The following is a 25,144-nucleotide window of genomic DNA, read 5'->3' as shown; positions in this document are numbered from 1 at the left end:
GAAGTCCGGCCTTGAGCGACCGGGGGACGATGAGGAGCGGTGAGTGAGCACTGACATTCCGGACGTGAGCGGGATCTCGATCGGCATCCTGGGCGGGACCGGTGATCAGGGCAAGGGGCTGGCCCGGCGGTTCGCCCTCGCCGGGCACACCGTGCTGATCGGCTCGCGGAGCGCGGAACGGGCTCAGGCGGCGGCGGAGAGCATCGAGGGGTCGGTACGCGGCGCGGACAACCCGTCCGTCGCGGCGGAGGCCGACGTGGTGATCGTGGCCGTTCCCTGGGACGGGCACCGCTCCACGCTGGAGTCCCTTCGCGCCGAGCTGGCCGGAAAGATCGTGATCAACTGCGTCAACCCGCTCGGCTTCGACAAGCAGGGCGCGTACGCGCTCCCGGTCGAGGAGGGCAGCGCCGCCCAGCAGGCCGCCGCCGTCCTGCCCGACAGCCGCGTGGTCGCCGCGTTCCACCATGTCTCGGCCGTCCTGCTGCTGGATCCCGAGGTCGCGGAGATCGCCCTGGACGTGCTCGTACTGGGCGACGACCGCGAGGCCACCGACATCGTCCAGGCGCTGGCGGGCCGGATCCCCGGCGCGCGCGGCGTGTACGCGGGCCGGTTGCGCAACGCCCACCAGATCGAGGCGCTGACCGCCAACCTCATCTCGGTCAACCGCCGCTACAAGGCCCACGCGGGCCTGCGCGTCACCGACATCCAGCCGTAGCGCGGGATCCGGCCCTCAAAGCAGGCCAATCTTGCCTCATTGGATCTGACAAATAGCGCGATAACCGGACATCCTTGACACATGACTGATTTTCGTCCGGAGACCCGTACCGTCCACCTGCCCCAGCCGCCCCTGAACGGCAGCCGTTCCATCACGGTGCCGCTCTACCAGACCTCCGGGTTCGTCTTCGACGACCCGGCCGTTTTCGCCGACGGGATGGGCCGCCCGGACGGAGCCTTCGTCTACGGACGTCTGTCGAACCCGACGGTCCGCTCCCTTGAGGAGGCCGTCGCCGGGCTGGAGGGCGGCGTCGGCGCCGTGGCCACCGGCTCCGGGATGGGCGCCATCAACTCCGTGCTGTTCGGGCTGCTGGAGCCCGGTGACCACCTGATCGCGCAGAAGCCGCTCTACGGCGGCACCGCCGCGGTGATCAACGACCTGGTGGGCCGGTTCCGGATCGAGGTCTCCTACGTCCCCGAGGACGACCCGGCGGCGTTGCGCGCGGCCGTACGGCCGGAGACGAAGCTCGTCTACCTGGAGACCATCGCCAACCCGGTGACCCAGGTCGCCGACCTGCCGGGCATGTGCGCGGTGGCCCGCGAGGCCGGACTGGTCTCCGTGGTCGACAACACCTTCGCCTCCCCGATCCTGTGCAGGCCGATGGAGCACGGCGCCGACATCGTGGTGCACTCCACGACCAAGTACCTGAGCGGGCACACCGACGTGCTCGGCGGGATCGCCGTCTTCGCCTCCGACGAGCTGTACCGCAAGGTGTGGTCCTTCACCACCAAGCTGGGCGCCACCGCGGACCCGTTCGCCGCTTGGCTCACCCTGCGGGGCATCCAGACGCTGCCGCTGCGGATGGAGCGCCACTGCTCCAACACCCGCGAGCTGGCCACCCGCCTGGACGCCCACCCCGCCGTCTCCGTCGTGCACTGGCCGGGACTGCCCTCGCACCCCTCGTACGAGCTGGCGGCCAAGCTCCTGCCCGACTTCGGGGGAGTCTTCTCCTTCGACCTGGCGGGCGGGCGGGAGGCGGGGGAGCGGTTCATGAGCTCGGTGAAACTGGCCCTGCTGGCCCCGTCCCTCGGCGGCGTCGAGACGCTCATCCTGCATCCCGCGACCACCTCCCACCGCTCCCTGACGGCCGAGGAACTCGCCCGGCACGGGATCGGCGAGGGCACCGTACGGGTGGCGGTCGGCATCGAGCACGTCGAGGACCTGTGGGCCGACTTCGAGCAGGCGCTCGCCTGACACCGCCGGGAGCGTGGGCCGCGCTGTCTCCTACACTGCGGCGCGGGGCCGCCCGCCTCACGAAGGAGGCCGGGCGGCCGCTTCCGGATCACTTTCTGGGAAGGGAGCGCGCGTGAGCGTGTCGATCGAGGACGTGGAGCGGGCCGCCGGGCGCATCGCCGGGCATGTCCTGCGTACACCGGTGGTCGAGGTGTCGCCGGGGCTGTTCCTGAAGCTGGAGGGGTTGCAGCACTCGGGGTCGTTCAAGGCGCGGGGAGGCTTCAACCGTGCCCTGGCCTCGGCGGGGATCCCCGAGGCCGGGCTGATCGCGGCGAGCGGGGGCAACCACGGCCTGGCGGTGGCGTACGTGGCGCGCGGCCTCGGCGTCCAGGCGGAGATCTTCGTGCCGACGGTCTCCAGCCCGGTGAAGGTCGCCGGGCTGCGCGCGCTCGGCGCGCGGGTGACCCAGGTCGGCGCCGTCTACGCCGACGCGTACGAGGCGTCGGTCAAGCGCGCGGCCGAGACCGGCGCCCTGGACATCCACGCCTACGACCAGGCAGAGGTGGTCGCGGGACAGGGCACGGTCGGCCTGGAGATCCTGGAGCAGACCGGGGGAGTCGACACGGTCGTCGTCGCGGTCGGCGGCGGCGGGCTCGTCGCCGGGATCACCGTCGCCCTTGGCGGCCGGGCCCGCGTGGTCGCCGTCGAGCCCGAGCTCATCCCGACCCTGCGCCGGGCCCTGGAGGCGGGCGGGCCGGTCGCCGTCGAGGTCTCCGGGGTGGGGGCCGACGCCCTGGGCGCCAGCCGGGCGGGCGAGATCGCCTACGAGGTCACGAGCGCGGCGGGGGTGCGGAGCCTCCTGGTCTCCGACGAGGCCATCGCCGAGGCGCGGCGCGCGCTGTGGCGCGACCACAGGATCGCCGCCGAGCACGCGGGCGCCGCGGCGTACGCGGCCCTGCTGTCCGGCGTCTACACCCCGGCCCCCGGCGAGCGGGTGGCCGTCGTGGTGTGCGGCGCCAACACCGACCCGGCCACGCTCGCCTGAACCCTTCCGTGGAGCCGCCCCGGTTTACCCGGGGCGGCGGCGCGGCGTCAGCGGTAGCTGTGCTCGGCGGCGGGGAAGGCGCCGGTCGACACCTCGTCGGCGAAGCTGCGCACGGCCCTGTCCATCTCGTGGGCCAGGTCGAAGTACTTCTTGACGAACTTGGCGGGGCTCGCGGTCAGGCCCATCAGGTCCTGCCAGACGAGGACCTGCGCGTCGGTGCCCGGCCCGGCGCCGATGCCGATCGTGGGGATCGACAGGGACGCGGTGACCCGCTCGGCCAGGTCCGCGGGGACGCACTCCAGGACCACGGAGAACGCTCCGGCGTACTCCAGGTCCTTGGCGTCGGCCATCAGCTCGTCCCCCGACTGGCCACGGCCCTGTACGCGGTAACCGCCGAGCGTGTTGACCGACTGGGGGGTGAGGCCCAGGTGGGCCATCACCGGGATACCGGCCGAGACCAGGGCCTCGACCTGGGGAAGCACCCGCCGCCCGCCCTCAAGCTTGACCGCGTGGGCCCCGGCCTCCTTCATGAAGCGGGCGGCCGTCTCCAGGGCCTGCTGGGGGGAGGACTGGTAGGAGCCGAACGGCAGGTCGGCCACGACCATCGCGCGGGAGGAGCCGCGGACCACGGCCGCCGTCAGGGGCATGAGATCGTCCACCGACACGGGAAGCGTCGAGTCGTACCCGTACACGACCATGGCGGCCGAGTCGCCGACGAGCAGCACGGGGATGCCCGCCTCGTCGAAGACCCTCGCGGTCATGGCGTCGTACGCGGTGACCATCGGCCAGCGCTCGCCGCGCTCCTTGGCGGCGGCGACGTCGCGCACGGTGATCCTTCGTCCAGCCTGGCCGCCGTAGAGAGAGGTCGGCCGGTTGGTGACGGAAGAGGACATGGGACCTCCAGTGAAGTCTCGAGGCGCCCCTGTGGCGTCCCCGGACGGTTTCGATGATTGCACGCGTACGACAGGTTCAACAGTCCCGGCCGGCCTGGTAATTCGGTGGCGGAAGTGTCGGGGGTGTACGGCACAATGCTCGCGGAGGTAAGTAATCACGATGGCTTTCGAACCTTACCGCCGCCTGCTGGCGATTCCGGGCGTGCGGTCGTTGCTGCTGGTAGGGCTGGTCGCCCGCATTCCCTCGACCGCGGTCGCGATCACATTGACGATGCACGTCGTCGATCCCAGCGGGCTCGGGCTCGGTTTCGCCGCGGCCGGTCTGGTGACCATGGCGAGCACGGTGGGGATGGCGGTCGGCTCGCCGCTGGCCGGAAGGTTCGTCGACAGCCACGGCCTGCGCCCGGTGCTGGTGGTGACCACGCTCGCCCAGCTCGTCTTCTGGTCCACCGCGTGGGCGATGCCGTTCCCCCTGCTGCTCGCGGCCTCGGTGCCCGCGGGCCTGCTCAGTCTCCCGGTGTTCAGTGTGATCAGGCAGTGCCTCGCGGCGCTGGTCCCGGTCGACCAGCGCAGGATGGGCTTCTCCCTCGACTCCATGATCGTCGAAGTGTCCTACATGGCCGGTCCCGCCCTGGCGGTCGCGGGGGTGACCCTGCTCGGCAGCGTGCCCACCATGGGCGTCGTCGCGGTCGGCCTGGTCGCCTCGGGCGTGACGCTGATCGCGCTGAACCCGCCCATCCGCTCGGACGAGGAGCTCAGGAAACCGGCGGTGAAGGTCCCCCGGCGCCAGTGGCTCACCCCGGGCATGCTCGGGTTGCTCGGCACGGTCGCCGCGGCGACCTTCGTGCTGGCCGCCACCGAGCTGTCCCTGGTGGCGACGATGAAGCAGGGTGGCGACACCGCGTGGATCGGGCTGGCGATCGGCCTGTGGTGCGGCTACTCGCTGATGGGCGGCTTCGTGTACGGCATGCTGCCCCGGCCGCTGTCGCCGCTGGTCCTGATCGGTGCCATGGGGGTGCTCACCATCCCCGTCGGGCTGGCCGGCGCCGACTGGCACTGGCTGATCCTGGCCCTGCTGCCGGCCGGGGTGCTGTGCGCCCCCGCGCTGTCCTCCACGATCGAGACCGTGAGCCGATGGGTGCCCGCCGGGGCCCGGGGCGAGGCGCTCGGCCTGCACGGCACGGCGCTGCTGATCGGCGCGGGGTCCGCGGCGCCCATCGCGGGTGTGATCATCGACGGCCCCGGTCCCGGCTGGGCCTTCGCCGCCGCCGGGCTGGTCGGCGTGGGGATGGTGCTGATCGCCCTGCCGTTCTGGCGGCGCACCGCGGCCGCGGTCGAGGAGCCGGTCCCGCTGGCCGCCTGACCTCTTCGGAAGATTTCACGATAAATACGAAACGATACGGTTGCGTATCGTAATGATCAACGCTACGGTGGTGTTTCGAAACACAAGCGTATCGAATACGGGGCCTTTCGTGGAACAACAGCTCGGTCACCCGCGGCGGTGGCAGATCCTGGGAGTGCTGGTCTTCAGCCTCCTGGCGGTCGTGCTCGACAACACCATCCTCAACGTCGCACTGAAGACGATCGCGGACCCCGACCTGGGCCTGGGCGCCACCCAGAGCCAGATGGAATGGGCGATCAACTCCTACACACTCGTGTTCGCGGGCCTGCTGTTCACCTTCGGGGTGATCGGCGACCGCACCGGGCGCAAGCGCATGCTCATGGTCGGCATGGTCCTCTTCGGCCTGGCCTCGCTGGCCAGCGCCTACGCCCAGGACCCCATGCAACTGATCGTCGCCCGCGCGTTCATGGGCATCGGCGGCGCCGCGATCATGCCGGCCACGCTGGCGATCATCTCCAACGTCTTCCCCCCGCAGGAGCGCGGCAAGGCGATCGGCGTCTGGGCCGGCGGGGTGGGCCTGGCCGTCGCGATCGGGCCGATCACCGGCGGCCTGCTCATCGAGCACTTCTGGTGGGGTTCGGTCTTCCTGGTCAACCTGCCGATCGTGCTGATCAGCATGGTGCTCATCACCCTGGTCGTGCCCGAGTCGCGTGACCCCAAGCCCTCCAGGCTCGACCCGGTCGGCGTGATCCTCTCCATCGTCGGTCTCGTCGCCGTCACCTACGGCATCATCCGGGGCGGGGAACTGGCCACGATCGCCAGCGCCGAGGTGCTCGTCCCGACGATCCTCGGCATCGTCGTGCTCGCCGTCTTCGCCTGGTACGAGCGCCGCATCGACCACCCGGCCTTCGACGTCCGCTACTTCCGCGACCCGCGCTTCGCCACCGCGGTCGGCATGATCGGCATCGTGTTCTTCGCGATGATGGGCGCGATGTTCTTCCTGGTCTTCTACCTGCAGATCGTGCTGGGCTTCAGCCCGATGCAGGCGGGCGCCCTGATGATCCCCTTCGCCGCCGCCCAGCTGATCTTCGCCCCGCTGAGCCAGCAGATGGCCGCGCGCTTCGGCGGCAAGCTGAGCGCCACCGTCAGCATGGTCATCGTGGCCGCCGCGCTGGCCTCGTACTCGCTGATGGACGAGAACACCTCGATCGTCCTGCTGGAGATCGTGTTCTTCGTCCAGGGCGCGGCGATGGCCAACATCATGCCCCCGGCGACCACCGCGATCATGGAGGCGCTCCCCAGGGAGAAGGCCGGCGTCGGCTCGGCCATGAGCAACACCGTCCGCCAGGTGGCCGGCGCGCTCGGCGTCGCGCTTCTCGGCTCGCTGCTCTCGGCCACCTACCGCGACCAGATCGCCCCCGCCCTGACCGGCCTGCCCGACCAGCTCAGGCACATCGCGGGCGAGTCCCTGACCGGCACGCTCGGCGTGGCCCAGGGCCTCGGCGCCCGGGGCGCGGCGCTGATCGAACCGGCCAAGCTCGCCTTCGTCGAGGGCATGCACATCACCGCCGTCGTCTCCGCGGTCATCGCGCTGATCGGAGCCCTGATGGTGTTCAGATGGCTGCCCGGCAAGTCCTCCGGGGCTCCCGTCCCCGAAGCGATCAGCCCGGACAAGGAACCGGCGGTAGTGTAGGAATGCCATGACGACCACCGACGAGACTCAGGCGGCCGGGGCCCAGACGCCCCGTTCCGCGGGCCGTCCCCGCAGTGCCAGGGCGGAGAAGGCCATCATCGACGCGACCCTCGACCTGGTCGGGGAGAGCGTCGGTCTCTCCGAGCTGTCGATCGAGGCGATCGCCGCTCGCGCGGGGGTCGGCAAGACCACGATCTACCGGCGCTGGTCGAACAAGGAAGACCTGCTCGTCGACGCGCTGGCCACGCTCAAGACGCCGCTGCCCCCGGTCGCGGGCGTCTCGATCCGCGAGGATCTCGTCGTCTACGCGCGGGTGTTCCTGCGTGACGCGTGCGACGCGCGCAACCGCTGCGTGATGAACATCGCGATGAACGAGGCCGAGCGGCACCCCCGCCTGGTGGAGCGCATCCGCCAGGCGAGCATCGAGCCGCGCAGGGCGGCGATCACCGCCCTGCTGCGGCGCGGCGTCACCACCGGCGAGCTGCGGGCCGGCCTCGACATCCCCATCGCGATGGCGAACCTGGTCGGCACCGTCATGTGGTACGTCCGCACCGAGGGTGCCGCCGAGTGCGCCGAGTCCTCCGACCTGGCCGAACGGATCGTCGACCACCTCCTGGCGGGCCTCGGCCCCTGAGGTTCTTCCGTACGGCCGTCCGAGGCGGGGGCCTCGGGTGGGCGGCGTCAAGGATGTCGTCACGAAACCCCGACGCTGAACGCCGGGGCTTCGGCATTTCGGGTGCTCTGACGCTTTGCTTTGTACGTGAGATGTCACGCTTCTTCGCGGAGCCGGGATCGTTTTCCCCCGGCGTAACCTGACCCGGTCGGCCCGGCTCGGCCCTGCCCGGACGGTTCGGTTCGGCCTGGGCGGTCGGGTTCGGCTTGGGCGGCTCGGGCGTTCCGCGACCGAACGCGAGGTGTCAGTCGCCGAGGTGGTCGAACTCGCCGAGCTTCACGCCCGCGATGAAGACGTCCCATTCGGTACGGGTGAAGAAGAGCTTCGGCCCGCCGGGGTTCTTGGAGTCGCGCAGCACGTGCAGGGCGCCGAGGCCCGCCTTGTGCCCGGTGCGAGGGGCGTCGACGACGGCCACCTCGACGCACTCGCCACCGCCGGAGCCGCTCAGGGAGGACGTGCGCCAGGCCGCGCCGGTCAGGTTTGCTGCCATTCCGTCATCACCTTCGCTATGAGGTCGGCGCTCGCCCGCGCGGGCAGGGCCGTCGAGCGAACCGCTTCGTATCGCCCGCAGATCGCCGCCACGTCGCGAGGACGGGCCGTGACGTGCCCTACGGCAGCGAACTCCACGAATACACCATCGGGCTGCCCCAGGCGCTCGCAACGAGGAATCCTCCCTCCAGACCCACGATCGCACCGCCGGTCAGGTAGACGCCTTTTGGAATGACCTGGATGAGTATGTTCCTGCGGTCGGACGCGCTCGGGAGCACGGCGGGCTGGCCGCGCGTGATGTCCAAGGCCGGAGCTCGACGCCCCGGTGCGGGACTCCCTCGTCGAGCACGATCCACAGCGGCGGAGCGTCGTCGCGCACCAGGATTCTCCGGCGCTCCAGGCGGACGGTCAGCGCGGCTCCCGCACCCGCTCCGTCACCCCCGCACGGGCCTTCAGGATCGTACGGGCGTAGTCGGGGCCGCCGGGGGACCGGCGCGCGCTTCGTCATCGAATCACTACGGAAAGTAATAATCCGTTGCCGCAATAGGAAGCACGTATCCGGAACGCGGTGAAAAGTGCTTTGGATCCGGGGTCGAAGGCTCCGCCGGATGCATATTTCCCAGACGGCCGCCAGTCTTTTCTTATCAGCATCTTCAGTTGTTGAGAGTTCGCGATAATCTGTTGAGGCTTTGTTTTTCTGGCGTCTCTGCCCCGAGGAGGCCGGGTCGAATGGCGGAGTTTGTCGGCATTGATCCGGCCGGAGTACGGCGTCTCATCACCTCGATGGACGACGCCGTGCAGCGTGCCCGGACACTGAGGCCCTCGCTGTCGGCCTCCATCGCCGAGGCCGGCACCGACTGGCCCGCCGGGCCGGGCGCCGAGGTGCTCGACGGTGTCGGGCGCTTCCTCGACGAGACACGGCGGGATCTGATCTGGCGGGCCCAGACGATCGAGCGCGTCGAGAACGCCGCTTCGCAGAAGGGCCTCATGACGACGGAGTTCGCGTTCGGGGACGCCGCGGCGGCTCGGACCGCCGGGACCCTCGCCGGGAAACGGACCTTGGCGGCATGGCGGGCCTACCAGAAGGACCCCCAAGTCAAGAACTGGGAGAAGGTCCAGGAGACGCTCAGGGAGGGGCGGGGCAGGTCAGCCGACGCCGCCTACTCGGCGGGACTGCTGACCACGCTGGGCGTCGGCACCTTCGCGGGCATCTTCGCCGCGGTGAGCGCGAGGAACCAGAACGACGCGCGTGGCTACAGCCCGGCCAACCTGGCGAAGGCGAAGAAGGACCTGGGCCCGCTGGCCGAGGCGTTCGCCTCGACGGACGCGGCGGGCACCCTTCCCAAAGATCTGCGCGACCACGCACTGGGAGATCTGCCCATCGGAGACATGGCGGCGCTGCTCGGCCTGGCCCGCCAGTCACGCGAGTTCGTCCTGGCGGCCGGAGCCAAACTGCTCCAGTACAGCGGCTCGCGGGTGGACGGGAAAGACTGGAACATCTATTGGCTGGTCAAGGCACTGAGCCAGGACCTGAAGGCGACTCAGCGGTTTCTCACCACCGGTGACAACGCGGCGCTGTTGCTCCGCCCCGAGGTGGTGAACGGCCTCGAAGGCACGGACTTCGAGCATCTGTTGGCCAGGGCTCTGGACAGAGCCCTGGCCCCGGGGGCGGGAGACGCCACCCTCCGCCGCGACGCCTGGATCAACATCATCGTCAATCTCGGCAGGAAGAACTTCTGGCCCTCCCTGAACTCCGGTCCAGAAAAGGGAGAATGGATATCCGCGTCCGCTCCTTCTCCCGTTGGCCAGGTGCTCGCCAAACACGTGTCACAGTATTTTCCCGAGCTCGTCGCCGTTTGGAATCAAGGGCACGGAGTGCCGGGCATCGCCTTGGGTGAAGGCTGGAAGAAGCTCGACTCCGAGAAGATCGCAGGATTTTTCGGGGGCCTGCTACGGGGCCACGGAACGTTCGGACCGCTCAAGGTCGGTTATAGCAAATTTCTGCTCGATCTCGACCTGGGCAGGGATCACCCGTTTGGCGATGCCCCAACCGAGAACGCACGCGCAGAACAGCGTGAGATATTTTACGGGAAAGCAGTCGATGCCGGAGCGCTGGCATCGATGTTTTTTTCCGGACTCCATGAGGCCGATCTGTCTGCCGAGGCGGTTAACGGGATCATCGCGGACCTTTTCCTCCTTCCCGTGGACGCGCTCATCGGATGGGGAACCGGTGAAATGATAGGCAAGGGTGTGTGGGCGGGGGCGTCAGCGGGAAAAGTGGCCGACGCGGTGGGGAAGAACGACCTGAAAGACGTCATCACTGATTTGTTGAACAAAGGCGGCCCGGGAGAGGCATCAGATCTGCTCGATGTTCTCGTTGATTCTCAGCTGGTTGCTTTCAACATCTCCCGGCAGGCTCATGGGCAGACGCCGCTCGGCGATTCCGATCTCCGCCAGCTCAAGGACCTGTTCTACGGGCGGCTGGAACCGGTGCTGAAGGAAGCGTTCAAAGCGCGCGGAGGGTGAAGATGACAGAGAAGCCGGCCGAATTACTGCGCCAGGCGGAGGAGAAGGATTTGCTGGCCGACCGTTTCGAGGGCTACGTGAAAAACCTCGAAACGCTCCTGGACCGCATCAGGCTTGGTGCGGCAGGTGACGGGCCAATCTGGACGGGGCCTGCCGCTCAGCGTTTTGAACGCGACACCTCCCGGCGAAGTGCGGATGTGAACAGGCTTGCCGAACAGTGTCGGGGAGCTTCGCGAAACCTCAGGCGATCCGCCTCGGAGCTCCGGGAACGGGCTCGCCTTTCTGGCAAACCTCTGTGATCAACGACTCGCCGGCAGGCAATCGGTTTTGCCGATTATCTCTACGTTCGGCTGGGAAGCCTGCACGAGAACGATGAAAGTAATGCCAGGGTCCGGTTTGCGTAGTATGACAATGCTTCGGCCGGGCTGCGTCCAGCTGGCACTGCGATCGACCTCGTAGCCGATCTTTTTAAGCCCGTCACGCAGGGGGAGGCCGAACGAATCGGCTCGCTTGGCCGGTGTGAGCTCGCCGCCTTCGCCGAAATCACCGCTGAGTTGATAGAACCTGAGTGCGGTGTCGTTGTTGGCGCAACTCGCGAAATCGTCGCCGTCCTTGCCGGTCTTGTCTACAATTATTTTGTTCGCCGCCGGATGAAATGCTTCGAGCTTTTTTGCGTCTCGGGCCAGCGTTTGGGCGGCCTCGTCGAGGGTTGGGCCGGCGGTGCTGCAGCCGACGGCCAGGAGCAGTATCAGGGCACATCCCACGACATGACGCACCCTGCCGACTGTACTGATCGTTTCCCCGGCGGGGGAGTCCAACGGCCGGAAACGGTCCGGGGGTCAGGTGGTGGTCTCGCGCCAGCGGTTGGTGATGGGGAGGCGGCGGTCGCGGCCGAAGTTCTTGGGAGTGATCTTCGGGCCCGGGGGATACTGGCGGCGCTTGTACTCGGCCAGGTCGACCAGGCGGATCACCCTGGTGACCAGGGCCGGATCGTGCCCGGCGGCGACGAGTTCGGCGGAGCCCATGTCCTTCTCGACGTAGTCGTACAGCAGCCGGTCCAGGATCTCGTACTCGGGCAGGGAGTCGGTGTCGCGCTGGTCGGGGCGGAGCTCCGCGCTGGGCTCCTTCTCGATCGAGCTCTCCGGGATCGGCGGCACCGCGAACCCGTGCAGGAACTCGCCCGACCGGCCCGCCTGGGCGTTGCGCCAGCGCGACAGGTCCCAGACGAGGGTCTTGAGCACGTCCTTGATGGGGGCGAAGCCGCCCGCGGAGTCGCCGTAGAGGGTGGAGTAGCCGGTGGCCAGCTCGCTCTTGTTGCCGGTGGTGAGGACGAGGTGGCCGTGCTCGTTGGACAGGCCCATCAGGATCATGCCGCGTACCCGGGCCTGGAGGTTCTCCGCGGCGAGGCCGGAGAGCTCGATCTCCTTCTCGAAGCCGCTGACGATCTCGGCGATCGGCACGGTCCTGGCGTTGATCCCCTGTCGGTCGACCAGCTCCTGGGCGTCGCTCACCGAGTGGTCGGAGGAGTATCGGGACGGCATCAGCACCACGTGCACCCGGTCGGGGCCGATGGCGTCGGAGGCGATCGTGGCGGTCAGCGCCGAGTCGATGCCGCCGGACAGGCCGAGGATGACCGATCGGAAGCCGTTCTTGGCGACGTAGTCGCGGACCGCGAGGACCAGTGCCGAGTAGACCTCGGCGGTGTCGTCGAGGTGCTCGGCGATCGTGGGGGCCTGCGGCTCGTACGGCTCGACGGGGTGGGCCGACAGCTCCAGCCGCTCCACCGTGATCACGGTGCCGTCCCCGGCGTCCACCTGGAACGTGCCGAGCCCGCCGTACCTGGCCTCGGGCAGCTCCAGGTCCGTGATCAGCAGCTCCTCGGAGAACCGCGCCGCGCGCGCGACCAGCTCGCCGGAGGCGGAGACGACCACCGAGTCTCCGTCGAAGACCAGCTCGTCCTGGCCGCCGACCTGGTTGACGTAGGCGAGGGCGCACCCGGCCTCGCGGGCGCGCCTGGCCACCAGCGCCAGGCGTACGTCGTCCTTCTCCTTCTCGTACGGGGAGGCGTTCGGCACCACGAGCAGACCGGCCCCGGCCTCGGCCACCACCGCGACGGGGCCGCCCTCCTGCCAGAGGTCCTCGCAGACCGCGATCGCCACGTCGACGCCGTGCAGCCGGAAGATCGGCATCCGGTCGCCGCGGATGAAGTAGCGGTACTCGTCGAAGACGCCGTAGTTCGGGAGGTGGTGCTTGGCGGTCTTGACGACCACCCGGCCCCGGTGCAGCAGCGCGGCCGCGTCGAGCGGGGCCCCCTTGGGCTGGCCGGCGCGCGGGGCGAGCTTCGCGCGGTCCACGTAGCCGACCACCACGGGGATCTCGCCGAGCCCCGCCTCGTCCAGCCGTCGCGCGGCCTCCTCGATCGCGGCGATCGACGCCTCCACGAACGAGGTGCGCAGCACGAGGTCCTCGACGGGATATCCGGTCAGGAACATCTCGGTGAAGACGACCAGGTGCGCGCCGCGGTCGGCGGCGCGGCGGGTCCACTCGACGAGCCTGTCGGTGTTGGCGGCCAGGTCACCGACGGCGGGATTGGTCTGGGCCAGGGCGATGCGGAGTTGAGCCACGTGGCCATCCTATTGGGGCGCGCTCGGCGCCCGCCGTTCAGGTGATCCCTCCTCGGCCGCCGGTGGGTGGGCGCGGACCTCCGGGGGTGATCCCCGGCCGCCTCCCGTTGGCGGGTTCCCCTCCTCGCGGTGTACGCGAACATTCGAACCCGCCTGACGGGACCGTCCGCCGGGTTTCGCGACCGGCCGTTTTGGTTTGTCCGGGGATCAGAGGGATCAACGGGGCCGTCACGGTCCTGTGCTGAGTGCGCCGGTACGTTCTAGTTCGCCGACCAGCAGAAGCGGGCGTAACCGGCGTCATAGCCGTCCAGGAAGCCCCTGTCGTAGTCGCTGGGCGGCCCGGCGTAGCTCCGCGACCTGCTCCTGCGGCAGTCCTGCGCGGCGGCCCGGTAGCCGTCCCGGTATCCCCGCCAGTAGTCCCTCGGATCCTCCTGCGCCATGGCCGGGTCCAGCAGGGTCTCGTTCTGCAGGGTGCTCGCCGTCGCGGGCCGCTCGGGATCCGGGGCGGGCGAGGCGTGGGCGAACGAGACCGGTCCGAGGGCGAGCGCCGTGAGAAGCGCCGGACCGAGCATTGTTATTTGTCGCCTGCCGTACATGGTTCTCTCCTTTGGTCGGGCCGCGAGCGGAGCCGGCTCGACGGCCATGATTAGGAGGAAAGATATAAGGCGGGCCGCTCGCCCCAAAGGACCTAGGTGCTCATTTCCTTATTTTCGGGGTAAGTTGAGAAGGATTTGAGTTTGCCGGTTTTTTGTCCATGGTGACAAGTTTCGCAATAATATGATTTATTGCTGATCGTAAGTATTTATCGGGTTGTGGGCGGTGAAAGCCGGGTGGGGTCCGGTGTCATTCCTGACGTCGCCGGGGGCGACAGGCGCGGCCGGGCGCCTCGGGCCCCGGCGGACGCCGGGGCCGGGGCCGGGGCCGGGGGGACGCGATTCCGGGCCGGGGAGCCCGTCAGTCGAGGACCCAGAGCAGCCCGAGGTCCTTCGCTCCGGCGGGCTCGGCCACCCGCTGGACCACCCCGCCCGAGCGGGAGAGGACCACGATCGTGTTGGCGGCCGTGCCCTTGACCCGGACCGCCAGGCGGCCGTCGCGCAGGTAGCGCGCGCCCAGCAGCCGCCCCCTGACCGGGATGGCGACCTTCGCGCCGGTTTTGGTGTCGTAGATCGACGGGGTGAACGACAGGGGCCAGGAGCCGTCGCCGCCCGGGGCGTTCGCGCCGATGGCGTTAACCACCACCCGGCGGCCGTCGGGCGACAGGCTCTCCACGTGGTTGGCGAGCCTGACGCCCGGGGCGCGGCTGGAGATCCGCCGCCTGGTGTCCAGGAGGTGGACGCCGTTGGTGTCGCCCGCGTACCCGGCGAGGGTCCTGCCGTCGGCCGACCAGGTCAGGTGGCAGGGGCCGAGGGTCCTCCCGGCATCGAACCGGCCCCCGCCGTCGGCGCCGACCACGGCCACCGTCATCGCCGTGGCCGTGCCCTTCACCGGGTAGGCGATCCGCCTGCCGTCGGCCGTCCAGGCGGGAGTCAGGCAGGGGCCGCCAAAGGCGGCGTTCCTGGCGATCACCCTGTCCGCGCCGGATCCGGTGGCGGTCTTGACGCGCAGCCTGTTCTTGTCGTCGATCCAGGCGACCTTCCGGCCGTCGGGCGCGACCGCGAACTGGCCGGCCAGGGCTCCGCCGCCGACCCTCAGGCGGGTCCAGCCTCCCCGGTGGGTCAGCACCTCGATGCCGCCACTCCCGTAGCGGAAGTAAACGGCACCCGAGACGGGAGCCGCCCTCTGCGTGACCGCCCCTTGCGTGGTCGCTATGGGAGCGGTGGACCCGGCGAGCGCGGGAGGGGTGGCGGTGGCCGTCAGGGTGAGTGCGACGCCGGTGGCCAGGGCCCAGTGCTTCAAGGGGATCTCCTCGTGAATCGCGTAACGGCTCGTTAGAGTCCCGAGAAGGCGAAAAGGTTTACAGGTGGCTCGCCACGGCCGGTGCGGTGGGGATCGGCAGCACGGCCTCCACGACCGTCCCGCCCCCGGGGGCCGCCCCGATCACGCAGGTGCCGCCCAGCTCGGCGGCCCGCTCGCGCATGGACAGCAGCCCGACCCCCGAGCGCGGTCCCGAGGGCAGCCCGCCCCCGTCGTCCTGGACGCGTACCACCAGCGACTCCCCGCGCCGCAGCGAGATCACCGCGGAGCTGGCCCCCGCGTGCTTGCGGATGTTGGTGAGTCCCTCCTGCGCGATGCGGTACGCGGCCACCTCGGCCGCCGCGGGCAGGTCCGACAGGTCGCCCTCGATCTCCACCGCGACCCGTGGCGTGCCCTCCTGGGCCAGGGCCCGTACGGCCCCCGCCAGGCCGAGTTCGTCGAGGGTGGGCGGGCGCAGGCCGTACACCAGCTCCCTGATCTCCTGGCTGACCGTGTCCATGCCGCCGCGCAGTTCGAGCAGGAGCCTGTCCGCCGAGGCGGGGGCGGTGCGCAGGCTGATCCTGGCCATGTTGATCGACATGGCCATGTCGGTCAGCGCGTGGCCGAGCCCGTCGTGCAGGTCCCTGCGCAGGCGGCGGCGTTCCTCCTCGCGGGCGGTGAGGATGCGCTCCCGGGAGCGCTGCAGGTCGGCGGTCATCCGCACGGCGTGCGCCACGTCGGCGACGTACGGGACGGCGACCGCGACCAGGCGGCCGTTGTGCGCGGCGGCGAACCTGCGGGGGCCCGGGGAGCCGAGGAGCAGCCGTCCGACCGGCTCGCCGTGCCAGACCAGCGGCACCTCGCGCGGCGCCGGGCCCAGCAGGCCGACCTGGACCTGCCTGGCGCCGGGCTCGTAGACCTCGACGGCGACTCCGGTGACGCTCAGCCCGTCCTTGACCACGGCGGCGACGGCGGCGAGCGCGTTGGCGGGCTCGGTCTCGCGGACCTCCCTGCCCAGGAGCGCGGCGAGCGCCTGCGGGTCGCCGTGCGTGCCGTACATGAGCCGGTCGACCAGGTTTCTGAGCCGGTGCCGGAGCGGATGGAAGATCACCCCGGCGAGCAGGGCCGCCATCAGGCCGCCGATCCGGTCGTACCCCGACAGTGCCAGCCCGGCGACCGCGCCGGCCGCGTACATGGCGCTGACCGTGGCGATCAGCCCGGCGGCGACGAAGGCGCGGCTGACCACCGTGTCGATGCCGTAGAGCTGGTAGCGCAGCACCGAGAAGACGATGGCCCCGGGGATCAGCCCGGTCCAGATCGTCCCGGCCAGCCACCAGCCGGGTCCGGCGAGCAGGAAGGCGACGTAGACGGCGAACGCGAAGACCGGCCAGGCGATCTGGCGGCGCAGCTCGGGGCCGGCCCGCCGGAAGCGCAGTACCAGGGAGACCAGCGCCAGGACCGCGAGGGCCGAGACCAGGATGGCGGTCACCTCGCGCGCCGCCACGTTGTACGGGGCGAGGAGGTCCACCACGATCGGGTTGGGGATGACCCTCGGCCAGGGGTAGAACGCGGGGTCGGGGTCCGGGCGGGTGAGGGTGAGCAGCAGGTCCGCCGCGAACACGACCACACCGGCCGCCACCAGCGGCCGCCACCGCCGCGAGGGCAGCCGCCCGTCGGGGGAGTAGAGCGGGAACAGGATCGCCAGCAGGAACCCGCCGACCACCTTCCCCGTGACCATGCTCAGGCGGAGGTAACCGGCGGACTCCAGGTCGCCCGCCGCGGCGAAGGTGAACATCGCCGCCTCGGAGAACGCGTTGACCGCGCACATCAGCCCGCCCGCGCACATCAGCCACGCCGTGGCCGGTCGCGAGCGGTGGGCCAGCAGGAACGCGCCCACCACGGGGAACGTCAGCCCCGCCGCCAGGTCGGGCGTCGCGGGCAGCTCCGGCCGCCACCCGGGCGGCAGGCCGAGACGGAGCACGAGACCGACCACGGTCAGCGCCACCGAGAGGGTCGCCGCCGAGACGACGGCGAGCCGCAGCGGGGAGCGCAGCAGCCCGCGCACCGGCGAGGTGGCGGGCCCCTCCCCGGCCGCGTCGACGGCCCGCCCGCCCTCGCCGCGGATGCCGGTGCCGGTGCCGGTGCCGGTGCCGTCGAGCGTCCGGCCGCGGTCGTGTGGCCGCGGGCGCATCGCTATCTGCCCACGTCGCCGGGGTTGACCAGCCCGGACTCGTACGCGGTGACGACGAGCTGGGCCCGGTCGAACAGCCCGAGGTGGTCGAGCAGCCTGACCACCGACCGCGAGACCGACACCTCGGGGACCGCCAGGGTCACCGCGATCTGCCGGTTGGTCAGTCCCCGGGCGACCAGCTTCATCAGGTCGAGTTCCGCGTCGCCGAGACCGGCGAGGCCGGGCGGCGCCGACGGGTCGGTACGCCCGGCGAAGGCCGCGATCAGGCGGGTGGTGACGGCGGGGTCGATCAGCGCGTCACCGGCCTGCGCGGCCCGCATCGCGGTGATGAGCTGCTCGGGCGCCGACGTCTTGAGGACGAACCCGCTCACCCCGGCCCGCAGCGCCGCGTAGAGGTTGTCGTCGGTGCCGAACGTGGTCATCATGACGACCTTCGGCGGCTCCTTGTCGGCCAGGATCCGCCGCGCGGCGGTCAGCCCGTCCAGCCTGGGCATCTGGATGTCCATCAGCACCAGGTCGGGGGAGGTCTCCCTGACGACCGCGATCGCCTGCTCGCCGTTCTCGGCCTCCCCGACCAGCTCGAAGCCGGGTTCGCTGTCCAGCACCACGCGCAGGCCGGTACGGACCAGCGCCTGGTCGTCCACCACCACGACCCGCAACCCCGGCAGCGCCCGCTCCTCGGCGGAGGTCGCGCGTACCGCGGGTTCCGTGGCCCGTACGGTCTCGGCGGGCGGGTCGAGGTGGACGGCCTGGGCCAGCATGTCGGCCTCCAGGCGCTGCAGGGTGGCGCCCAGGTCGAGGCCGAGCTCGTCGCGGAGCAGCACCCTGGCCCGCCGCAGCGCCCCCAGCGCGTCCCCCTGCCTGCCGTTGCGGTACAGGGCCAGCGCGAGCAGCCGCCAGGCCTCCTCCCGCAGCGGGTGCGCCGAGGCGTGCGCCTCCAGGTCGGCGACGAGGGCGCCGGAGTGTCCCAGGAGGAGTCCCGCGTCGGCGCGGCGCTCGACCGCGATCAGCCGCAGCTCCTCCAGCCTGCCCGCCTCGCTCACCGCCCACGGCAGGTCGGAGAACTCGGCCAGGGCCGGGCCGCGCCAGAGCGCGAGGGCGCCCTCCAGGCGCTCCCACACCTGGGCGGGCTCGCCGCCCGTCTTGACCGCGCTCTCGAAACCCCAGGTGTCCACCTGGCCGGGCGAGGCGCGCAGCGCGTACCCCGGCGGGGCGGAGACCAGGACCCCGGCCTCCTCCCGGGGCGCGCGGCCGGGCTCCAGGGCGCGCCGCAGCCGCGACACGTATCCCTGGATGGTCGACAGGGCCTGGGCGGGAGGCCGGCCGGGCCACAGCTCGTCGATGAGCATGGTCACCGGGACGGCACGGCCCCCGGCCACGAGGAGCCGGGCCAGCACCGCCATCTGGCGCTGGCCGCCGAGGTCGAGTGACGTCTCACCGTGGCACGCCTGGAACGGTCCGAGAGCACGAAATGTCAGCATTGCAGGCGTAAGGGTAGGGCTACCTGGACGAACCTCATAGAGCAATACTCACCATCGTTCGCAGGCCGTAAGAAATCATCAATGGTCATATCTCCACATTCAAGTTCACCGGGAGCATCGCCTCGACCACGGTTCCCCCCTCGGGAGGAGTGGTGATCACGCATGTCCCGCCCAGCTCGGCGGCGCGCTCGCGCATCGACGCCAGCCCGACCCCCGAGCGACGCCCGGCAGGTACGCCGACCCCGTCGTCGCGCACCCGGACGCTCAGGTCGTCCTCGCCCCGCTCCAGCGACACCCGCACCGTCGCGGCCCCGGCGTGCTTGCGCGCGTTGGTCAGCGCCTCCTGCACGATCCGGTACGCGGCGACCTCGGTCGCGGCGGGCAGCCCCGGCAGCTCGCCCCTGACCTCGACGGCGACGCCGGGGCCCGCCATCTCCGCCACGGCCCCGGCCAGGCCGAGATCGTCCAGCGCGGGCGGGCGCAGGCCGTACACCAGGTGCCTGATGTCGCTGGTGACGCTGTCCATGCCGGAGCGCAGCTCGCCGAGCATGCGTTCGGCCGTCTCGGGGGAGGCGCGCAGGGAGAGCCTGGCCGCGTTGATGGACATCGCCATCCCGCTGAGCGACTGGCCGAGGCCGTCGTGCAGGTCGCGGCGGAGGCGGCGGCGCTCCTCCTCGCGGGTGGTGACGATCCGCTCCCGGGAGCGCCGCAGCGCGCCGACCAGCCGGACCGCGTGGGCCGCGTCGGCCACGTACGGCGTGAGCGCGGCGATGACCCGCTCGTTGTGCGCGGCGGGCAGGCGCCGGGCCCCCGGCGGGCCGATGAGCAGGCGGCCGACGGGCTCGCCGTGCCAGACCAGCCGGATGTCGCGCGCCACCTTCTCCAGCGTCCCCACCGTCGTCTCCTCGGGCCAGCCGCCCTGGAAGCGCACGCCGGTGCCGGTGACCGCCAGGCCGTCGCGCAGCACGTCCAGGGCCGCGGCCAGCCCGGCCGCGGGGTCGGTGCGCTGGAGCCTGCGGCCGAGTTCGGCGGCGAGCGCCACCGGGTCGCCCCTGCCGCCGTACAGAAGGCGGTCGGCGCCGCGCTGGAGCACCCGCCGCATCGGGTGGAAGAACGCCCCCGCGCAGAGCGCGGCGACCAAGCCGCCGATCCGGTCCACGTCCGACAGGAACAGGCTGGAGGCGGCGCCCACCGCCACGTACACCCCGCCGATCACGCCGACCAGGCCCGCGCCGACCAGCGTCCTGGTGATGAGCGTGTCGATCCCGTAGAGGCGGTGCCGCAGCACCGAGAAGGTGATCGCGACCGGGACCAGCGGGATCGTGAACGACGCCAGCCACCACACCGGGTTGCCGATCACCCAGGGGACGACGACGGTGGCGATCGCGACCAGCGGCCAGATGATCTGCCGACGCTCCTCGCGGCCGGCCCGCCGGAACCGCGTGGCCAGCGAGGCGAAGGCCGCGATCATCACCGCGTTGGTGAGCATGTCCAGCGAGAAGCGCAGCGGGTGGGGGGAGAGGCCGGTGTACCGCTCCCCGGGGAGGGCCATGAGATCCATGACGAGAACGTCGGTGCCCAGCACGGCGACGGAGACCCAGACCAGCGCCCGCCAGCGCGGGGAGGGCAGCCTCCCGTCCGGATAGAGCAGCGGCAGCAGCACGACCAGGAAGAGGATGGTCAGCTTCCAGCTCACCCCGGCGACCGTCCAGAGCGCCTGCGACGGGACCGCCCACTCCCGCGCCGCGTCCAGGAGCGCGAGGTTCACCGTGAGGCTGTTCAGCGCGGAGCACAGCCCGCCCAGGCAGAGCAGCCAGCCGATGACCAGCCGGGGCCGCTGGAACACCAGCAGCGCCCCGAGGACGGGGAACGCGGCCCCGGCCACGTCCTCGGGCGCGAACGGCAGCGGCGTGTAGGAGGGCTGCGGGAGCCGCGCCGTGACCCAGACGTTGACGCACTCCATCGCCACGGACGCGGCGGCGGCCACCACCGCCGCCACCCGACTCTGGACGGGCGTCACCGTCGGGATCACCCGGTACAGCCCGCGCATGATGGTTAAGGCCCTTCACTATGTGCTTAAAGGGACCTTAACCTGCGCAGACCGCAATCCAATCAACGAGCGATCAAAGCCGTTGGATCCCCTTTGACGCCCGGCGGCCGTTGACGTCCACGGCGCGTCCGGGGCCGGGTACGCGGACCCCGGGCGCGTCCGCCCGGGGGCCGCCGGTCACGGTACGTCGTACCGGCTGGACTCCAGGAGCCACTCCAGTTGGGCCCTCGGCGCGGTGAGGAACGCGCACGCGACCTTGCTGACGTCCCTGGCCTGGCCGGTCGAGAACCCGAACCGGTCGAACAGCGCCGGCAGCCGGCGCGCGGAGGTCCGCAGGTCCTCGGCGCGGGCGGCGATCCGGTTGTTCACCCAGGAGACGGCGCCGGTGTCGGAGAGCCCGAACGCGGTCGCGGCGACCGTCACGTAGTTGTGCACGTCGCCGTTGGCCCGCTCCTTGTGGTGCGAGGCGACGTCGTTGCACCAGGCGGTGACGTCGTTGCAGGCGTCCACCAGCGTCCGCCAGGTCGTGCTCTCCCGCAGCCCCGCGGGCACCTCCACCCCCAGGCAGGGCTCCACCAGGTCGAACAGGTAGGGTCCCGCGGTGCCCCGCCGCAGCCGCGGGTACTCCGCGGGGGAGGGCACCCGGCCCGAGCACCGGTTCTCGGCCTCGGTACGGCAGGCCTCGCCCTGCGCCGCCAGCCCCGCCAGGAACCGGTGCCGCCACCGGGTGCTCATCCGCTCGGTGGTGGCCTTCCAGAGGTCGCCGAAGGCCAGCTCTATGGGTGAGGAGGCGTGGGCGGGGGCGCGTGCGACGAGGTCGAGCCGCGCGAAGGTGGCCTCGACGATCTCGGCCGCGCGCCCCGCGGGTTTCTCGTCCCACTCGTCGTCGAAGTGGAACAGCCAGGTCAGCCATTTGGCGAACAGCAGCGCCGACTCCACGCCGAATCCGCAGAAGGCGCGGCCCGCCATCCGCTCGAACCCGGCGCCGGGGGGAGGTTCGAGCCCCACCTCCCGGGCCCAGACGGCGAGCTCGGCGCCGATCAGGTCGACCGAGGGGTGCATCGGGCACGGCGCCGACATCACCGGCACCAGCTCGGTGAGGGGCAGCAGCAGGGCCGCGGCCACCCCGGAGGGCCGTGACGGCCCGGCGGAGGCGGCGGAGGCGAGCGCGGTGGGCTCGGAGGGGGAGGAGGAAAGGGAAAGGGGCATCGGGAGTGACAAGGGTTGTGAGTGGGGTCGGGGACGGGTCAGGGGATCGCCGAACGTTGGGGTGAGGGCCACTACAGCGGACCGAACAGCCAGTTGCCGGCCACGTCCGGATCGGCGCTCGTGTAGAACTGCCGGGTCGCCTCGACCAGCTCGTCCACGGACACGACGCCGTCGCCGTCGCCGTCGAGCCGCTCGAAGGTGGCTCGCACGTCCTCGCGCGGGGTGCCGAACGCGGCCATCATGGTCCAGAACTCGTCCGGCCGCACGGCCCCGTCGCCGTCGGTGTCGCACAGGCCGGCCACCGCCTCGGCGGCGGGCGCGAAGACCGCGTCGAACCGGTCGCCCTCGATGAACGCGGAGGTCATGCCGGCGCGGAACTCCTCCGAGGAGATCGCGCCGTCGCCGTCGGTGTCGAGCTCCGCGGCCAGCGTCCGCCAGATCCCCTCGAAGCCCTGGGCGAGCCTGCTCCCGGCCTGGGAGGTCGGCGACTCGCCGAAGCCGACGAGGATCCGGGCACCGAGGCCGAGGAGGTCCTCGCGCTCGATCGATCCGCTGCCGTCGACGTCCATGTGCCCGAAGGCACGGTCGAGCTTGTGATTGAGGAGCGTGGTGCTCATCGTTTACTCCACTACTGCTTATTGGAATCGAACAGTTACCGTAAGTGACGATAGCGGGGTGTTTCCAGAAGCCACTCCAGATAGGCCCTCGGGATGGTCAAGAAAGCGCATGCCACCCGCGTCACCTCGCGGGAGGCGGCGAAGCCCAGGCCGTGCCGCTCCGTGAGCGCGGGGATCGCGCGGGCGGCCGTCCACAGCTCCTCCGTGCGGGTGGCGACCCTGTCGATCGTCCACTCTTCGGCCTCCCGATTGGAGCGTTCCAAGGAAATGGTGTCCGCATGGCCGTGTCCGGCCACCGTCTCCTCGCACCGGGCGGCCACGTCGCCGCTCGCCTCGACGAGCGCCCGCCAGTGCGGGCTCCGCCACACCGGGCCGGGCACCTCCACGCCCAGGCAGGGCTCCACCAGGTCGAACAGGTAGCGGCCGAAGGCGTCCGGCCCCGTACGACCGCCCTGAGGCGTCCCGGGAGTGAGGAGCGCCTCGCGCTGGGCGGCGAGCCCGGCCGTGAACCGCTCGCGCCACGCGGCGCTCATCCTCGGCGCGCACGCCGTCCAGAGGCCGGAGAAGGCCCGCTCCAGCGGCGCGGGGCCCGGTTCGCCGCCCTCGGCCACGGCGAGGACCGGGGTGAGGGCCTCGGGGGCCCGGCGCAGGCATGATCTCCAGGTCAGCCAGCGGGCCAGCAGGGTGGCCGCGCCGGTTTCGCAACGGGCGAACGCCCATCCGGCCAGCCGGGGGGCGGCCGGGTCGGGGTCCAGCCCCACCGCGCCCGCCCAGCCGGACGTCGCGGCCTCCACCAGGTGTATCGACGGATGGACGGGGCAGGGCATCGCCAGTGCCGCGAGGCGTTCGGTGAGCCTGACCGGTGGCGGGATCGCGTGCGACGGTTCGTGGACTTCGGTACGCGTCATCGTTTCCCCCCGGATCGAACTTCCAGCGGCTCCGGTCGCACACTGTAGGAGGAGAGGGGGTGGGACACGTGGAGGCGCGACGGTCGCGGGGCCACATCTCACCGTTCTTCCTCGTAACGTGTGCGAAACACTGAGAGGGCAAACTGGGAGACCACTAGGCGTGTTGCGACACGTCGGCAATGAAGGAGAAGCCTTGGACCGCCAGCAGGAGTTCGTTCTCCGTACCCTTGAGGAGCGCGACATCCGGTTCATCCGGCTGTGGTTCACCGATGTGCTCGGGTTCCTGAAGTCGGTGGCCATCGCCCCGGCCGAGCTTGAGGGGGCCTTCGCGGAGGGCATCGGCTTCGACGGCTCGGCCATCGAGGGCTTCGCCCGCGTCTACGAGTCGGACATGCTCGCCAAGCCCGACCCGTCGACCTTCCAGATCCTTCCCTGGCGCAGTGAGACACCGGGCGCGGCCCGCATGTTCTGCGACATCCTCATGCCCGACGGCTCTCCCTCGCACGCCGACCCGCGCTGGGTGCTCAAGCGCACCCTGGCGAAGGCCTCCGACATGGGCTTCAGCTTCTACACCCACCCGGAGATCGAGTTCTTCCTGCTGAAGAACCGGCCGGAGGGCAGCGAGCGGCCCGAGCCGATCGACGGCGGCGGCTACTTCGACCACACCCCGCACAGCTCGGGCCACGACTTCCGGCGCAACGCGATCATGATGCTGGAGTCGATGGGCATCTCCGTCGAGTACAGCCACCACGAGGGCGGCCCCGGCCAGCAGGAGATCGACCTGCGCTACGCCGACGCGCTCACCACCGCCGACAACATCATGACCTTCCGCCTGGTCATGAAGGAGGTCGCGCTGGAGCAGGGCATCTGGGCGAGCTTCATGCCCAAGCCCTTCACCGAGCACCCCGGCTCCGGCATGCACACCCACATGTCGCTCTTCGAGGGCGATCGCAACGCCTTCTACGAGCCCGGCGCCGACTACCAGCTCTCCAAGATCGGCCGCTCCTTCATCGGCGGCCTGCTCACGCACGCCGCCGAGATCACCGCGGTCTGCAACCAGTGGGTCAACTCCTACAAGCGGCTGTGGGGCGGCGCCGAGGCGATCGCCGGGGCGGGCGGCGAGGCCCCGAGCTACATCTCCTGGGGCCACAACAACCGCTCCGCCCTCGTCCGGGTGCCGATGTACAAGCCGCACAAGGGCGGCTCGACCCGCATCGAGTTCCGCTCGCTCGACTCCTCCTGCAACCCGTACCTCGCCTTCGCGGTGATCCTCGCGGCCGGTCTGAAGGGCATCGAGGAGGGGTACGAGATGCCCCCCGGCGCCGAGGACGACGTGTGGGCGCTGACCTCGGCCGAGCGCAGGGCGCTGGGCATCCAGCCGCTGCCCCAGTCGCTGGACGAGGCCATCGCGGTGATGGAGCGCAGCGAGCTCGTCGCCGAGACCCTCGGCGAGCACGTCTTCGACTACTTCCTGCGCAACAAGCGCTCCGAGTGGAACGAGTACCGCAGGCAGGTCACCGAGTTCGAGCTGGGCCGCTACCTGCCGGTGCTGTAAGACGATT

At 70.8% G+C, this 25,144-nt stretch carries 21 protein-coding genes; 9 read left to right on the top strand and 12 right to left on the bottom strand.

Features of this window, described 5'->3' with window-relative positions; all coding sequences use genetic code 11:
* The first annotated feature begins 43 nt into the window (after positions 1-43).
* The 3 genes from npdG (at position 44) to ACW9TB_RS09195 (ending at position 2,993) form a co-directional block, all read left to right on the top strand.
* Entirely contained in the window at positions 44-715 is a 672-nt protein-coding gene (gene npdG / locus ACW9TB_RS09205; protein ID WP_472747502.1) for an NADPH-dependent F420 reductase, read from the top strand.
* Between the two features lie 81 nt (positions 716-796).
* Entirely contained in the window at positions 797-1,969 is a 1,173-nt protein-coding gene (locus ACW9TB_RS09200; protein ID WP_472747501.1) for a trans-sulfuration enzyme family protein, read from the top strand.
* 112 nt (positions 1,970-2,081) lie between these two features.
* Complete coding sequence (locus ACW9TB_RS09195; RefSeq protein WP_472747500.1) at positions 2,082-2,993, top strand: threonine/serine dehydratase; 912 nt, start codon at positions 2,082-2,084, stop codon at positions 2,991-2,993.
* Positions 2,994-3,040: 47 nt separating this feature from the next.
* On the opposite strand, the gene panB is transcribed toward ACW9TB_RS09195, so the two are convergent.
* A complete protein-coding gene (gene panB, locus ACW9TB_RS09190) occupies positions 3,041-3,886 on the bottom strand; it encodes a 3-methyl-2-oxobutanoate hydroxymethyltransferase (RefSeq protein ID WP_329092631.1) in 846 nt (281 codons plus the stop codon).
* 160 nt (positions 3,887-4,046) lie between these two features.
* On the opposite strand from panB, the gene ACW9TB_RS09185 reads away from it, so the two are divergent.
* The 3 genes from ACW9TB_RS09185 (at position 4,047) to ACW9TB_RS09175 (ending at position 7,555) form a co-directional block, all read left to right on the top strand.
* The gene (locus ACW9TB_RS09185; protein ID WP_472747499.1) at positions 4,047-5,249 is read left to right on the top strand and encodes an MFS transporter; all 1,203 of its coding nucleotides are present in this window, start codon (positions 4,047-4,049) and stop codon (positions 5,247-5,249) included.
* 109 nt (positions 5,250-5,358) lie between these two features.
* Positions 5,359-6,921 carry an MFS transporter gene (locus tag ACW9TB_RS09180; RefSeq protein WP_472747498.1) on the top strand — a complete coding sequence of 521 codons (1,563 nt, stop codon included), beginning with the start codon at positions 5,359-5,361 and terminating at the stop codon, positions 6,919-6,921.
* Positions 6,922-6,928: 7 nt separating this feature from the next.
* Positions 6,929-7,555, top strand: a complete 627-nt coding sequence (locus ACW9TB_RS09175) for a TetR/AcrR family transcriptional regulator (protein ID WP_472747497.1) — start codon at positions 6,929-6,931, stop codon at positions 7,553-7,555.
* 283 nt (positions 7,556-7,838) lie between these two features.
* Here the strand turns inward: ACW9TB_RS09175 and ACW9TB_RS09170 are convergent, their stop codons facing one another.
* Positions 7,839-8,084, bottom strand: a complete 246-nt coding sequence (locus ACW9TB_RS09170) for a DUF397 domain-containing protein (RefSeq protein WP_472747496.1) — start codon at positions 8,082-8,084, stop codon at positions 7,839-7,841.
* A 728-nt stretch (positions 8,085-8,812) separates the two neighbouring features.
* Here ACW9TB_RS09170 and ACW9TB_RS09165 point away from each other — a divergent pair.
* Together ACW9TB_RS09165 and ACW9TB_RS09160 are read left to right on the top strand one after the other, a co-directional pair.
* On the top strand, positions 8,813-10,609 hold the full coding sequence (locus tag ACW9TB_RS09165; RefSeq protein ID WP_472747495.1) for a hypothetical protein: 1,797 nt from the start codon (positions 8,813-8,815) through the stop codon (positions 10,607-10,609).
* A 2-nt stretch (positions 10,610-10,611) separates the two neighbouring features.
* Positions 10,612-10,908 carry a WXG100 family type VII secretion target gene (locus ACW9TB_RS09160; protein ID WP_472747494.1) on the top strand — a complete coding sequence of 99 codons (297 nt, stop codon included), beginning with the start codon at positions 10,612-10,614 and terminating at the stop codon, positions 10,906-10,908.
* Here ACW9TB_RS09160 and ACW9TB_RS09155 read toward each other — a convergent pair whose 3' ends face one another.
* The 10 genes from ACW9TB_RS09155 to ACW9TB_RS09110 all read right to left on the bottom strand — a co-directional run bounded on the left by ACW9TB_RS09155 (position 10,909) and on the right by ACW9TB_RS09110 (position 23,582).
* Positions 10,909-11,385: a hypothetical protein gene (locus tag ACW9TB_RS09155; RefSeq protein ID WP_472747493.1), complete on the bottom strand. Its 477-nt coding sequence runs from the start codon at positions 11,383-11,385 to the stop codon at positions 10,909-10,911.
* Between the two features lie 63 nt (positions 11,386-11,448).
* Positions 11,449-13,233 (bottom strand): NAD+ synthase, encoded by a 1,785-nt coding sequence (locus ACW9TB_RS09150; protein ID WP_472747492.1) that lies wholly within the window; start codon positions 13,231-13,233, stop codon positions 11,449-11,451.
* A 260-nt stretch (positions 13,234-13,493) separates the two neighbouring features.
* On the bottom strand, positions 13,494-13,829 hold the full coding sequence (locus tag ACW9TB_RS09145) for a hypothetical protein (RefSeq protein ID WP_472747491.1): 336 nt from the start codon (positions 13,827-13,829) through the stop codon (positions 13,494-13,496).
* A gap of 358 nt (positions 13,830-14,187) precedes the next feature.
* Positions 14,188-15,129: a TolB family protein gene (locus ACW9TB_RS09140; protein WP_472747490.1), complete on the bottom strand. Its 942-nt coding sequence runs from the start codon at positions 15,127-15,129 to the stop codon at positions 14,188-14,190.
* Positions 15,130-15,187: 58 nt separating this feature from the next.
* Positions 15,188-17,317: a sensor histidine kinase gene (locus tag ACW9TB_RS09135; RefSeq protein ID WP_472747489.1), complete on the bottom strand. Its 2,130-nt coding sequence runs from the start codon at positions 17,315-17,317 to the stop codon at positions 15,188-15,190.
* 2 nt (positions 17,318-17,319) lie between these two features.
* Positions 17,320-18,798 (bottom strand): BTAD domain-containing putative transcriptional regulator, encoded by a 1,479-nt coding sequence (locus ACW9TB_RS09130; protein ID WP_472747488.1) that lies wholly within the window; start codon positions 18,796-18,798, stop codon positions 17,320-17,322.
* 85 nt (positions 18,799-18,883) lie between these two features.
* Complete coding sequence (locus tag ACW9TB_RS09125; protein WP_472747487.1) at positions 18,884-20,848, bottom strand: sensor histidine kinase; 1,965 nt, start codon at positions 20,846-20,848, stop codon at positions 18,884-18,886.
* 177 nt (positions 20,849-21,025) lie between these two features.
* Positions 21,026-22,057, bottom strand: coding sequence for a terpene synthase family protein (locus tag ACW9TB_RS09120; protein ID WP_472747486.1), 1,032 nt, complete (start codon positions 22,055-22,057; stop codon positions 21,026-21,028).
* 71 nt (positions 22,058-22,128) lie between these two features.
* Entirely contained in the window at positions 22,129-22,674 is a 546-nt protein-coding gene (locus tag ACW9TB_RS09115) for an EF-hand domain-containing protein (RefSeq protein ID WP_472747485.1), read from the bottom strand.
* A 35-nt stretch (positions 22,675-22,709) separates the two neighbouring features.
* Positions 22,710-23,582: a terpene synthase family protein gene (locus tag ACW9TB_RS09110; RefSeq protein ID WP_472747484.1), complete on the bottom strand. Its 873-nt coding sequence runs from the start codon at positions 23,580-23,582 to the stop codon at positions 22,710-22,712.
* A 193-nt stretch (positions 23,583-23,775) separates the two neighbouring features.
* Here ACW9TB_RS09110 and ACW9TB_RS09105 point away from each other — a divergent pair, with 193 nt between their 5' ends.
* Positions 23,776-25,137 carry a glutamine synthetase family protein gene (locus ACW9TB_RS09105; RefSeq protein WP_472747483.1) on the top strand — a complete coding sequence of 454 codons (1,362 nt, stop codon included), beginning with the start codon at positions 23,776-23,778 and terminating at the stop codon, positions 25,135-25,137.
* Positions 25,138-25,144: the final 7 nt, after the last annotated feature.

The organism is Streptosporangium sp. H13245 (genome assembly GCF_055690525.1).
This window is presented reverse-complemented; position numbering and strand designations above follow the sequence as displayed.

Excerpts from the sequence above, each read along its gene's own strand:
- ACW9TB_RS09200 (WP_472747501.1), top strand. The coding sequence starts at position 797 with ATGACTGATTTTCGTCCGGAGACCCGTACCGTCCACCTGCCCCAGCCG.
- panB (WP_329092631.1), bottom strand. The coding sequence starts at position 3,886 with ATGTCCTCTTCCGTCACCAACCGGCCGACCTCTCTCTACGGCGGCCAG.
- ACW9TB_RS09185 (WP_472747499.1), top strand. The coding sequence starts at position 4,047 with ATGGCTTTCGAACCTTACCGCCGCCTGCTGGCGATTCCGGGCGTGCGG.
- ACW9TB_RS09175 (WP_472747497.1), top strand. The coding sequence starts at position 6,929 with ATGACGACCACCGACGAGACTCAGGCGGCCGGGGCCCAGACGCCCCGT.
- ACW9TB_RS09170 (WP_472747496.1), bottom strand. The coding sequence starts at position 8,084 with ATGGCAGCAAACCTGACCGGCGCGGCCTGGCGCACGTCCTCCCTGAGC.
- ACW9TB_RS09165 (WP_472747495.1), top strand. The coding sequence starts at position 8,813 with ATGGCGGAGTTTGTCGGCATTGATCCGGCCGGAGTACGGCGTCTCATC.
- ACW9TB_RS09160 (WP_472747494.1), top strand. The coding sequence starts at position 10,612 with ATGACAGAGAAGCCGGCCGAATTACTGCGCCAGGCGGAGGAGAAGGAT.
- ACW9TB_RS09145 (WP_472747491.1), bottom strand. The coding sequence starts at position 13,829 with ATGTACGGCAGGCGACAAATAACAATGCTCGGTCCGGCGCTTCTCACG.
- ACW9TB_RS09135 (WP_472747489.1), bottom strand. The coding sequence starts at position 17,317 with ATGCGCCCGCGGCCACACGACCGCGGCCGGACGCTCGACGGCACCGGC.
- ACW9TB_RS09130 (WP_472747488.1), bottom strand. The coding sequence starts at position 18,798 with ATGCTGACATTTCGTGCTCTCGGACCGTTCCAGGCGTGCCACGGTGAG.
- ACW9TB_RS09125 (WP_472747487.1), bottom strand. The coding sequence starts at position 20,848 with ATGCGCGGGCTGTACCGGGTGATCCCGACGGTGACGCCCGTCCAGAGT.
- ACW9TB_RS09120 (WP_472747486.1), bottom strand. The coding sequence starts at position 22,057 with ATGCCCCTTTCCCTTTCCTCCTCCCCCTCCGAGCCCACCGCGCTCGCC.
- ACW9TB_RS09115 (WP_472747485.1), bottom strand. The coding sequence starts at position 22,674 with ATGAGCACCACGCTCCTCAATCACAAGCTCGACCGTGCCTTCGGGCAC.
- ACW9TB_RS09110 (WP_472747484.1), bottom strand. The coding sequence starts at position 23,582 with ATGACGCGTACCGAAGTCCACGAACCGTCGCACGCGATCCCGCCACCG.